Annotated in this window: 10 protein-coding genes; 8 read left to right on the top strand and 2 right to left on the bottom strand. The window is 56.2% G+C overall.

Annotated features, from left to right (window positions below; genetic code table 11):
* The 5 genes from KZO25_RS17250 to KZO25_RS17270 all read left to right on the top strand — a co-directional run.
* Positions 1–189, top strand: a 189-nt coding sequence (locus tag KZO25_RS17250) for a hypothetical protein (protein ID WP_223137931.1), incomplete at its 5' end; no start/stop codon positions are given.
* Positions 190–573: 384 nt separating this feature from the next.
* On the top strand, positions 574–1,293 hold the full coding sequence (locus KZO25_RS20245) for a tetratricopeptide repeat protein (protein ID WP_410505419.1): 720 nt from the start codon (positions 574–576) through the stop codon (positions 1,291–1,293).
* A gap of 51 nt (positions 1,294–1,344) precedes the next feature.
* Positions 1,345–1,626, top strand: coding sequence for a DUF6447 family protein (locus tag KZO25_RS17260; RefSeq protein WP_223137933.1), 282 nt, complete (start codon positions 1,345–1,347; stop codon positions 1,624–1,626).
* 171 nt (positions 1,627–1,797) lie between these two features.
* The gene (locus tag KZO25_RS17265) at positions 1,798–3,477 is read left to right on the top strand and encodes a DUF4214 domain-containing protein (protein WP_223137934.1); all 1,680 of its coding nucleotides are present in this window, start codon (positions 1,798–1,800) and stop codon (positions 3,475–3,477) included.
* A 150-nt stretch (positions 3,478–3,627) separates the two neighbouring features.
* Positions 3,628–3,837, top strand: coding sequence for a DUF6447 family protein (locus tag KZO25_RS17270; protein ID WP_223137935.1), 210 nt, complete (start codon positions 3,628–3,630; stop codon positions 3,835–3,837).
* 95 nt (positions 3,838–3,932) lie between these two features.
* Here the strand turns inward: KZO25_RS17270 and KZO25_RS17275 are convergent, their stop codons facing one another.
* Together KZO25_RS17275 and KZO25_RS17280 are read right to left on the bottom strand one after the other, a co-directional pair.
* Positions 3,933–5,072 carry a DUF4214 domain-containing protein gene (locus tag KZO25_RS17275; protein ID WP_223137936.1) on the bottom strand — a complete coding sequence of 380 codons (1,140 nt, stop codon included), beginning with the start codon at positions 5,070–5,072 and terminating at the stop codon, positions 3,933–3,935.
* Positions 5,073–5,218: 146 nt separating this feature from the next.
* Positions 5,219–5,782, bottom strand: a complete 564-nt coding sequence (locus KZO25_RS17280) for a hypothetical protein (RefSeq protein WP_223137937.1) — start codon at positions 5,780–5,782, stop codon at positions 5,219–5,221.
* 319 nt (positions 5,783–6,101) lie between these two features.
* Here KZO25_RS17280 and KZO25_RS17285 point away from each other — a divergent pair, with 319 nt between their 5' ends.
* From KZO25_RS17285 to KZO25_RS17295, 3 genes are all read left to right on the top strand, one after another.
* Positions 6,102–7,208 carry a DUF4214 domain-containing protein gene (locus KZO25_RS17285; RefSeq protein ID WP_223137938.1) on the top strand — a complete coding sequence of 369 codons (1,107 nt, stop codon included), beginning with the start codon at positions 6,102–6,104 and terminating at the stop codon, positions 7,206–7,208.
* Between the two features lie 407 nt (positions 7,209–7,615).
* Positions 7,616–8,344, top strand: coding sequence for a SapC family protein (locus KZO25_RS17290; protein ID WP_223137939.1), 729 nt, complete (start codon positions 7,616–7,618; stop codon positions 8,342–8,344).
* 424 nt (positions 8,345–8,768) lie between these two features.
* Positions 8,769–10,652, top strand: coding sequence for a DUF4214 domain-containing protein (locus tag KZO25_RS17295; RefSeq protein WP_223137940.1), 1,884 nt, complete (start codon positions 8,769–8,771; stop codon positions 10,650–10,652).
* The last annotated feature ends 114 nt before the right edge of the window (positions 10,653–10,766 follow it).

Consider the following 10,766-nt stretch of genomic DNA (forward strand, 5'->3'; position numbering starts at 1 on the left):
GGCCTGAGTTATTTACTAAGCGGGTGGTCAATCACACGGGACCCGACAGGTATCCACTATGGCTTCACGCACGGCTTCTGGCTGATGGATTTTCTGGTCGAAGAGTCGGTTGAACTTATCGGCGCCACTTTGATGGCAGCGGCGGCAGCGGCGTTCTATGCGGATATCGAACACTCTCTCGAGAGGTGATGGCCGGCTGGTGATTGAAGACTGAGAGTCCTCAGGCAAGCAATCGTGTCTCCGACTCGAGTATCGATCGTTACTTTCGCGTTTTTTTCTCCATCACCAATCCCGCGATACCTGGGTGAGCTTCGACGTCGTAGCAGTTTGCCAGACTCTGCGCACCGCTATGGTAGGCGGCGACTTGTCATCACCTCCTTTCGTGGGTAACAAATCGGATCGGCTAGTCGAATCCGACACGGAAATACTATTGGAGGCACCGCACCGCACCGCACCGCACCGCACCGCACCGCACCGCACCGCACCTCAGCTTCCAGATGACCATGAGTTACCTGGACAAGCAGTTCTGGCTGACGGTGCAGTCTGCCGAAGCGCAGCAGCAACAGCTTGGGGATGATAGCCGTGCATAGCGAAGACTATGCGACGGCGGCTCGTCACCTGCCTGTCGCTGCCGAGCAGGGCGATGCGCTAGCCCAATTCTGGATGGGCTGGATGTATCGGAACGGAAAGGGGATGGAGCGCGACTTCGAGCAAGCGGCCCAGTGGTATCGGCGATCGGCAGAGCAGGGCAATGCTGCAGCTCTCAATAATCTTGGGCATCTTCACGACCAGGGGCACGGTGTCGCTCAGGATCGCGTGTTGGCTTATGCGCTTTACAATCTTGCTGCGAGTCGAGGCAACGAGAAAGGCTTGTCAAATCGTGACCAAATTTTGTCGGAACTGACTCCGGCACAGGTGGCCCAGGGCCAGCGTATGGCAGCCGAGTGGCGTGAGGGGCCCAGATCAGCTTATGAGGGCAGACCCGGTCAAGTGAGACCTGATCCCAAACAGTGCTGGATTGACGGCCCCATTTGGTATTGTCGGCGTTCTGGAGAGGAGACGCTGAACCACCAGGTGTATTGTTCGACTGCCGCTCATGAGAAGCGTGCGACTGGCCGTGGCGGTTCAGGTTCCCCGGATGATGGCCGCCACTGTACAATACCTGCGCTTCAGGGTTGCCACCTGAGGGCTTGCTGCAAGCTTGACATTTTATGGCGGAACGCCCCCGGCCCATGGGGGACATCCACGATGGAAGCCCCGAGAACCTGGACCTGCCGTCTGGTAAGGGGATGATGAGTTCAACATCAATGTTGATAGTTCACTGACTGAAAAGGAGCTAGACCCATGGCAGAAGAGCCGCAAACCGTGACCATCAACGACACCAAGTACAAACTGGACGAGCTTTCCGATGAAGCCAAGGCCCAGGTTAACAATCTACGGGTGCTCGATCAGGAGATAGAGAGGGTTAGGCAGCAGATGGCGATCTACCAGACCGCCCGGGGTGCCTATGCCAAGGCACTGAATGAGGCGTTGCCCAGCAGCGAAGCCAAGGCAGGGGCCGCTACGAAGGCCGCCGGCAAGAAGAAGGCTGCAACTGCCAAGAAGAAGACGGAGACCCGCCACTGACCGAGGCGAGCACGCCTCGATGTCCTTCCATCGGTACCCACATTGCGTACCGTTGCATCCTACGTTTGAACTGGGCAGCCCTTGTGGCTGCCCCGGCCCATATGCTGTTCTGCCTATATCAGGTTTCATCAGTCGTCAAAGATACCAAGCAATATGTGAGAGGGGGCTTGAATGGCAACGGCAACTGCGGGCGATGTTGTAAATTTTCCTTATAGTGCGGTTACTTACATCGAGGCGACCTTTCCCGATGGAACTCGGGTATCGGGGTCCGGTGCCGTGGTTGGAATCAACGACGTGTTGACGGCGGCGCATGTGATCTACAGCCCCGAAAATGGAGGCATGGCCGAGCGGGTGACGGTCTACCCCGGGCATGATGGCTGGATTGACCCGGCGGATGGCTATTCGTCTAGTTATGCTCAGTATTATCAGTTGGAGCCGACACGGCCAGGCAGCGTGACGATTCAGGAAAGCCAGGACGATCTGGCACTGCTGGGGTTCGATACGGCGCTGGGGCTGGAGACCGGCTGGTTTACTCTGGGCCCTTATGTGGACGGTGAGGCGTATCAGCTCGCCGGCTATCCTGGTCGCTATGCCGATGCCAGCGGACCGCGCCTGACTCGGGATAGCGGCTGGGTCGGCGAGGACTCCCGCTATGGGGTGCTGAACATCGAAGCGCTGGATGTCAGCCCAGGCAGTAGCGGGGGCCCGGTTTGGTACGACAACGGTGGCCAGGCCATGCTGGTGGGTGTCGTGTCGACTTCGTTGTGGGCGGTCAGCGTGCAGGCACAATACGATACGCTTCAGGCCTGGATTGCCGGTAACGACCATCTGTTGCCCCCCGATGAGAGGAGCAGTGGCATTCCGGATGAGATCGATAATGCGCTGATGACATTCATGGCGCGCCTCGATGCCGAAGGGTGGGAGTTCCCTCAGGGCGTGTTGGATGAAATCGTCCAGACGGACACGTTTTTCGTCTATTCCGACCTGGAGAGTGTCATCGACCCGGTGGTGCGATTCTACACTGGCATGCTGGGCCGTGCGCCTGACCGGGAAGGCGCTGAATATTGGGTCGGTCAGCTCAATGCCGGTCATTCAATGGTGGATCTGGCACAGGCATTTCTCAACTCCGGCGAGCTTACCCAGCAACTGGCCCATCACGGCGGTGGGGATGCTGCGCTGGTGGAGGTGCTCTATCGGCATGTGCTGGGCCGTGAACCCGATGAGCTGGGGCGTGATTACTGGCTTGGTGAGCTGAGCAGCGGTCGCCTTGATCCGGCAGAGCTGGCGCTGGCCTTTACCGCGTCTTCCGAGTACGCGACATCTTCCTATTCTCTGGTTCAGGGGGCGAAGCTGCTGCTATGGGGGCCAAATCTGGAACGGTTGAACCCTCTCGATGTAGGGTTCGATATGGCGACCTTCCAGAGCTCTCGCGATGCAGCTGAGTCGGTCGTGCGGCTTTATAGCGGCATCTTCGATCGCATGCCGGACCGCGACGGTTTTGACTACTGGCAGGAGGAACTTGAGCAAGGCATGTCGCTGGCCCAGCTTGCCAGTGAATTCTTTATCAGCGACGAGTTTCTGCCCGGTATAAGCGAGCCGACGCTGGAAGAGGCCATTGAGGCGCTTTATCAAAATGTGCTCGACCGGGCGCCGGACGATGCGGGCTATGCCTATTGGCTGGCCGAAATGCAGAGTGGTGGTTTTGGCTTTGGTGATCTCGCGCTTTCGTTCACCGACTCAGACGAGTTTGTCGCTGCAAGCCGCAGCCAGGTCGACGATTTTCTGGGTGAACACTATCATGGTGGTCTGAGCGGACAACCTCTGCCGCTTGAAGAGTATCTACTGGGGTAAGCCACTGGCGAAGTGCTGCTCTATGGCAGAGCCGGTCGTCAGGTCAGTCTTTCGCTGAAGGAATGGCCGGTTCCATGAGTGGCTATGGTGGTTTTGTGAGGGTAGAATCGAGTCTCCAGTTTTCGTCACATCTAATTTAGGGAGAGTTCCGTGGCAGATCAGAAGCCGCAAACCGTCACCATCGATGGGCAGGCGTACTCGCTAGATGCGCTTTCCGAGAATGCCAAGCAGCAGATGGCTAACTTGCGCGTGACCGACACTGAAATCGAGAAGCTGAAGCAACAGCTGGCGATTTATCAGACCGCCCGTACTGCCTATGCGCGTGCCTTGGCGGCCGAGTTGCCCAGTAACGAAGACTGACTTCCTGCTGGCGTGACGGTCAGAGGGCGCCCTTTGCTCCTCCAGCCCGCTTCACTCTTGATCGGGCGTGCATCACGCCATGTTTGCTCGTCTGATCATCCCAAGACCCAGCCTCCATCGGTGGTTTCGCCAAGGCCGGCCAGCCAGCCGGCGTTATCGCGGTTTTCGGCAGAGTCGGCAAAATACAGCAGTACTTCCTGGCGTGTCAGGCCATTCTGAAGTTGATTCATCCAGTAGTCGGAACCACTGGTGTCGGCCTCCCTGCCCAGTACATTCAGGTACAGCTTGTCCAGGTAGTGAGAATCTCCGCGTTCGCCGCCAAGAGCTGACTGGAACTCGTCGGAAATGAGGAAGTAACCGGCGATATCGATTACCCCGTGCCCCTCCTTGGCTCTGTCGACCCAGTAGTTGAGCCCGTTCATGTCGGGGGCGCGGTTCAGGGCGGCTTCATATAGCAGAGCGAGTTGCTCGACTACGCCACGGGCAACTGGCGGAGCAACAGGCAGCGTTACGTTCGCCTCGAGCCCGTTGAACGTGCTCTCCAACAGCGCTTGGTAGGCGCCGGCACTCTCCCATAGCTGGCGTGCGGGCAGGCTCAGTAGCGGCCATATCTCGTACTGCACGGCATCGGCTATGGCAGTATTATCAAGGCTGCCACGCTCCTCCAGGTGCAGAAAAACGTTGTGCCAGTTCAGTTTGGGTATTGCCAGATCAATGTCGCGCGCAGCGTGGAAATCATTGACGTTAAATGTGTGATCGCCGGTTATCATCTGCATTTGCGTGTAGGTGATGTCGCCGTACCCATCTCTGTAAACCATGCGCTCGACCTCGTTGGCCGAGTAAGTCACGCCGGCGTAATCGATGAGGCGCTCGATACGGCCGGCGTTCTTGAAATCCAGCACGATCACGACTTGCCCGGTCCAGGCATTGGCCAGGATCAAGTCACGACCATCCAGGAAGGCCCCTTCGAAATCGTCGCGATAGCCAGGCAGGTAGAGAGTATCTCGACCTCCAGTGTCAACGATCTGAGTGACATCGGCTGAGGCATAATAGGTGTCGTCGCCTTGGCCACCTGCCAGGGTGACCAGGCTGGGTGGCCAGCCCCCCCTGTGGCTGACCAAGGTGTTGTCGCCCCCCAGCCCAAGCACTACATGCTCTCCCGTGCCAGCCTCGAGGTAGTCATCGCCAAACGTACCCAGATGGAATGTGTTGGCGTAGAGCGAAAAATCTGCCATGCAGCTCCCCTTGCCTTGACTGACAGTTAAGAATTGTAACAAAAATAGCCTGTTTCCAGCCGCATGACCACTGAGATATCGATTTCTGGTGACACAATGAAGATCGAATGAGGCCGGCCCTCTCGCCGGCCTACTATGCTGATCGGTCAGCCTTTCAGGGCTTTCAGGTCGGCCACTAGCGCTTCGAGATTGGCCCGGTAGCCGGCTTCCGCTACGCGTCTTTCGGTCAAGTAATAGGAGCGCATCGCGTTGTAACTGGTAAATTCACCAACGGCGGTGATTTCCCGGTCATAGACGACTTCACCGTTGGAGTTCGTCACGACGTAGTGAATAACCACGGTACGCTTGAGAGGGCCAAGTGCCACCACCCGGCCCTTGAAAAGCCCCCAGCCGCCGCCATCGATCAACCTGGCTTCGAGCGTGTAGCCATCTCCCAGCAGGTTGGCGCTTTTCAGGGTATCGTTTAGCAGCTCGGTGAAGCTATCGTCGCTGAGGTTGGGGCTCACTCGTCCTGAGAGAGTGATGATGCTGGTGCCCTTGAAATCGGCTGCCGGGCTTACGCTGATGCTTTGGTAGAGGGGGTGCTCGGCACCCACCGGCTCTGGGTCTTCGTAGAGAGTGTGTTCGTGTCGAGGTTCGCCGGTAATCGTCATGCATCCCGATAGCAATGCCATGGCCGCGCAGGCGATGAGAGTCTTGGTGGTTTTCATTCTTCTTTAGCATCCCTGGTTATTGTCGCGCCCGGAAAATAGCAAGCGTATCGGCGTGTGGCAACGGCGGAAATGAATCCGGATAACCCCTTGGCTGTTGCCAACCTGGTGCAGGGTGTGCAGCCTCACCTATGGCAAGCGGCCGTGGAAACGGTTAATCTGTAACCGATTGTTCGCGCTGGGTCAGGGTGAAGAGGCTGGGGCGAGATGCCAACAAGGGGCGTGGTGGCCAGCATGGCTCGAATTAAATCTTGTTAACCTATGTGGCGCAGTGGAATCCAATGCAATTAAAACCAGAAACTAGCAGTAAGGGAATTCAATGAAGAACAAGTTGATGGATCTGGCCGTGGCGCTGCTGGGTCGTGCGCCTAGCGAAGATGAACTATTCGGTTGGTGGAGCTGGGCAGATGGCTATGGTGCCGTGGCAGCGGAGCTGGCACAGACAGCCGAAGCACAGTCGCGCTTCAACTTCGCAGGTAGCGATGCCGTACTGATCGGCAGCGCCTACGCCACGCTGTTCGGGCGTGAGCCGGATGCCGAGGGGCTTGTCTACTGGCAGGCACAGCTGGACAGCGGGGCGGTTTCGCGCGATGAACTCGTGCCCACGCTGCTTGCTGGTGCCCGCGCCGAGACTGGTGATCCCACCGATGCGGCCGTTATCGATCAGCGTCTGGATGCGGCAGCGAGCTATGTGGCGCAACTCGAGAGCGGTGCTGTTAGCTTCGATCCGCAAGCTGCTGCTCAGCTCGTATCTGCCATAACGCGCGAGAGCGTTACTGAGCCCACCCCGGGGCCGACCCCCGAACCCGGACCGACCCCCGAACCCGGACCGACCCCCGAACCCGGACCGACCCCCGAACCCGGACCGACCCCCGAACCCGGACCGACCCCCGAACCGGGCGAAGGAGTCGACGTTCAACTGGAGAAAGGGCAAGTAGTTAAAACTATCCACAAGTTCAGCGATGTGGCAGATGGCGCCTCTACGGTGGTGATCACCGAAGAAGAACTCGATGAATACGCAATCAGTTGGGGCATAGTGGCGGACTCGGCTGAGGCTAATTTCGGCTCTATAGTGACCTTTACTACCGGCAATGACGTTCTAGAATTGGTCACTATCGACTTCGTTGGGTCTTCACCCATGAGGAGTTATGCACAAGAGGTGGGTTACGATGAATTCATCGACTTGGCACTATACAATGGCGAACTGGTCACGCCAGAGATGGTTGACCTCGACGCCGCTACCTTTTTCTATGGCGATTTCGATATTCCGAATCATTTCGGTTACGACTGGCCGTGGGTCGATGAAGGCGACGAAGTGATCACGCGTGCCGACGGCGCCGAGTTCAGCGCCAAGATCGAGCTGCTCGATTCGCTGGGTGTCGCCAACTGGGAAGCGGTATTCGAAGCTGCCCTGGGCATGGGCTAAGGATCGAAAAGGTCTCATGGCAAAAAGTGCCAGCCGTCTTTACGGGTGGCACTTTTCGTTGGAAAAGCCACAGGACTGGGTGGCTAGGCACTGATCTGTCTCGGCAGAAAGGCTTCATCCACGAGCGTACCGCGGACGCATTTGATTGCCGTGGAAAAGGGTGATATGGGTCGTGAAGAGGTGTTGCACTATTTTGCGTTTTATCAAGACCCCGCATCTTGCAATCATCATTCGGTGGCTTCGTGATGTGATTTCAGCAGGTTGTAAGGGTAGCAGAGTGCTGTGAGCAACAAGGTGTTGCGAACCGCAATTCTCGGCCTCAAAGTAGGCCATCTACGAAAAGTCGGCGAGCGCAGGCAGTTTTCGTACAACGCCTAGCGTCTTTTCCAGCAGAAGCAGGATGCACTATGTCCCAGTCAGTCGCGTTATCTCCAAGCCGTCATTATGGCAAGCGGTGGTTGAAAGTTGCCGACTACCTGTTTGCGGAGCACGACACCCTGGTGCCAGTTGTGGGTGAAGAGCTGCCTCACGTGTTGGCTAACATGCCGATGGGATTTTATAAGAAGGACGATGGTGGCTTCGAGCTCGTCGCCATCATGTCACTGGAGCCGGGGCGCAACCTGTTTGTACATCCAGAAGGCCATTGGGTCGGTGGCTACAAGCCCGCTGCCTATCGCGGCTACCCATTCCAGTTACGACGCGAGGCTGGTACTGAACGCTATGTGCTGTGCTTCGATGAAGCCAGCGGGTTATTGCTGAATGAGTCGGTGGGTGATGGCGAGCCGTTTTTCGATGCTGAAGGTGAGTTGGCTCCTTTAGTCAAGCAGGTCTTGGACTTCCTCACACAGAGGGAGCGTCAACGCAAGATTACCCAGCGGGCGGTGGATATGTTGGCTGGTCAGGCGCTTATCGTGCCGTGGGAAATCAATGTTCCCCAAGAGTGTGAAGACCATACTCGAGCTGTTGATAGGGTGTACCGAATTAATGAGAAGGCACTTAGTTCATTAGGCGAAAAAAGAGTTGGTAACCTTACAAACCGTCAATGCGCTGTCTATTGCTTACGCTCAGCTTTTTTCCCAACACCGAATTCCCGTATTGGCCCAACTTTATCGCCTGCATGTCGGTTTGAAGCATGAGAAGGCTTCAGATGTCGATATTGGGGGGCTCTTGGATATCGGTGGCGAAGACTTGAGCCTTGATTTTGATAGTTGAGTGATTGTTGTCTAATCCTTAGTTGTGGCATGTATGTAAGCATAAGTTTTTTCGTATGCCTCTTCTCTTCGCCATCGGCTAAAATTATCATTTTTGTATTTTATTTTTTCCTCGTCAGGGTTTGTTGGCTTTTGTCTACGGTTTTCTGCTTTTCTTGCATCTCTTTATGTTTTGGAAACGTGAGGTTACCTGGTCTTTCAAAACGTATCGAGTCATTCATTGAAATCGCCATGTCACGATGACTACATTGTTCATGACGCCTTTGCGCGTTGCTGCCGCAGCCGTACTGTTAGGGCTGGCAGGGAATAAGCGGTCCTTAGCCGCTCATCACGAATGGAGTCAAGCAGAATGAGAGATTCGCTGATTGATATTGCCGCTGCTACTTTGGGTCGCTCGCCTTCTCCGGGTGAGTTGGCCGCTTGGCAGAGTCAGTTGGAAGCTGGTTTTACTTATCAGGATCTGGCTATCGAACTTTATACTAGTGAGGAGGCCCAGGAACGCTTCCCCGTGTTTGAAGATGAAGATATCGACAGTTTTCTGCTGGGTGCTTACCAGACCCTTTTCGGTCGTCTGCCTGATAACGAGGGCATGAATTATTGGCGAGACCGTCTGGAAAATGACGACATAGATCCGGAGACTATGGTTGCCGTACTGTTGGCCGGTGCGCGGGCCGAAACCGGTAATGTCAACGATGCCTCCTTGATAGATGCCCGCGCTGATGCGGCCATTCAGTATCTGGCTCAGGTCGAGGCTGGCGACATTGAATACGATGCGACGCAGGCAGCCAGCGTCGTGCAGGGTGTCGCTAGAGAGGACGTGGCGAATCCGGATAGAGAGCCGGATGACTTGTACGATCCGGAAGACCCAGGTGACCCAGGCGACCCGGGTGATCCAGGAGCGCCTGCCCAGCCTACCTTCGAGCATGCAGAGAATTCACCTCGTCCATCAATGCCTGCGGCAGAACCGGATGAGATTGATCCTGAAGATATCAGCGAGACTCAAGCGGTCGAGGGGGCGGCTCAGTATGTAGCCACGGTGAATTTCGGTGACCTCCAAGATGCGACCGATGGCAGCATGTTGTCAGTCACTATTGGTGGCGTAACCTATATAGCAACTCACGACGGTGAGACTTGGGGTGATTTCGCAGCTGACGGCTCAGATAGCGGCGATTTCACCTTCTCGCTGGATGAAGACAATGGCGAGACTGCACTTGCTGTCGTGGCCGAAGAGAATTTCTCCGTTGCAGCGGCAGAAAAAACGCTGGGGTCCACTGTCGAGCCTGACCCCGTCGACATCGGCGAAGAAAACATCGAACAGCCAAGCGTGATTGATGGCACGTATCAGGGGGCCGTCGACTTTGGCGACCTGAGTGGTGCCGCCGAGGGGAATCAACTCACTGTCAACATCGGCGGTGTTGCCTATACTGCCAGTTATGACGGTGAAGCATGGGGCGATTGGACCGATGACGGTGAAACTGTCAATGAGGCGATTGCATTAGAGAACGGTGTGGCGACTATCACCAGCGATCAGGACTTCGAAATCAGTGGTGCTGCGCGGCTGATAGGTGAGTCGACGAGCCCTGAGCCTCAGCCCATCGACGCGGCCAATATCAGCGAAGCCGAGGAGCAAGCGATGGCCGAAGGTTACGCAGCTACGGTCGATTTTGGTGGGCTGGATGAGTTGGAGACAGGCAATACCGTGAGTGTCGTCATTGATGGTATCAGCTTTACTGCTTCTTATGAGGACGGTGCCTGGGGCGACTTTATCGATGATAATGCACATGTCGCGCCGCACTCTTTCGATTGGCAAGGCAACATTCTTCATGTCCAGAGCGACGATGACTTCACTATCGAGGCTGCGGCTAAATTAGTTGGCGATACGAGCGCTCAGCCTTGGGCTGCCACCTTTGAACTTGGCGGTGAAATCGACGAGGATTATCTCTATACGCTGAGCATTTTTGCCGAAAATGGCGATACGGAAGACGAGGCAGCCTTGGCCACCTTCACGGTGGAAGCTGATGCTGATGCTTCGATTGATGATGTGATGGCAGCGTTCGCTGCCCAGGTGGCTTATGAGGATAACTATACCGAGGAAGAGGTATTGTTTGACTTCGCAACGGACGCGGAAGCAGATGCCTTTACCATTACTGCAATTCAAGACGCTGTCGATTATCAGGCCGTGCCTCTGGTGGGCATGCCTGAGGTAGATACTGCGCAAGACCTGGTTGCTTGATCAAGCTAACCCTGAGGGGTTGGTATGGCAAACCCCAGACCCCGGTATTTGTGCCGGGGTCTTTCTTTCTTGTGCGCCAGGCATGGCGCGCAGCGCCTGACTGGCGCTGTTCCC

Origin of the sequence: Halomonas sp. ANAO-440, assembly GCF_019915905.1 — a bacterium.
GTDB classification, from domain to species: domain Bacteria; phylum Pseudomonadota; class Gammaproteobacteria; order Pseudomonadales; family Halomonadaceae; genus Halomonas; species Halomonas chromatireducens.

What these genes read in the sequence shown, in the direction of transcription:
- KZO25_RS17285 (WP_223137938.1), top strand. Translation starts at nt 6,102, where the DNA reads ATGAAGAACAAGTTGATGGATCTGGCCGTGGCGCTGCTGGGTCGTGCG.
- KZO25_RS17265 (WP_223137934.1), top strand. Translation starts at nt 1,798, where the DNA reads ATGGCAACGGCAACTGCGGGCGATGTTGTAAATTTTCCTTATAGTGCG.
- KZO25_RS17290 (WP_223137939.1), top strand. Translation starts at nt 7,616, where the DNA reads ATGTCCCAGTCAGTCGCGTTATCTCCAAGCCGTCATTATGGCAAGCGG.
- KZO25_RS20245 (WP_410505419.1), top strand. Translation starts at nt 574, where the DNA reads ATGATAGCCGTGCATAGCGAAGACTATGCGACGGCGGCTCGTCACCTG.
- KZO25_RS17260 (WP_223137933.1), top strand. Translation starts at nt 1,345, where the DNA reads ATGGCAGAAGAGCCGCAAACCGTGACCATCAACGACACCAAGTACAAA.
- KZO25_RS17295 (WP_223137940.1), top strand. Translation starts at nt 8,769, where the DNA reads ATGAGAGATTCGCTGATTGATATTGCCGCTGCTACTTTGGGTCGCTCG.
- KZO25_RS17275 (WP_223137936.1), bottom strand. Translation starts at nt 5,072, where the DNA reads ATGGCAGATTTTTCGCTCTACGCCAACACATTCCATCTGGGTACGTTT.
- KZO25_RS17280 (WP_223137937.1), bottom strand. Translation starts at nt 5,782, where the DNA reads ATGAAAACCACCAAGACTCTCATCGCCTGCGCGGCCATGGCATTGCTA.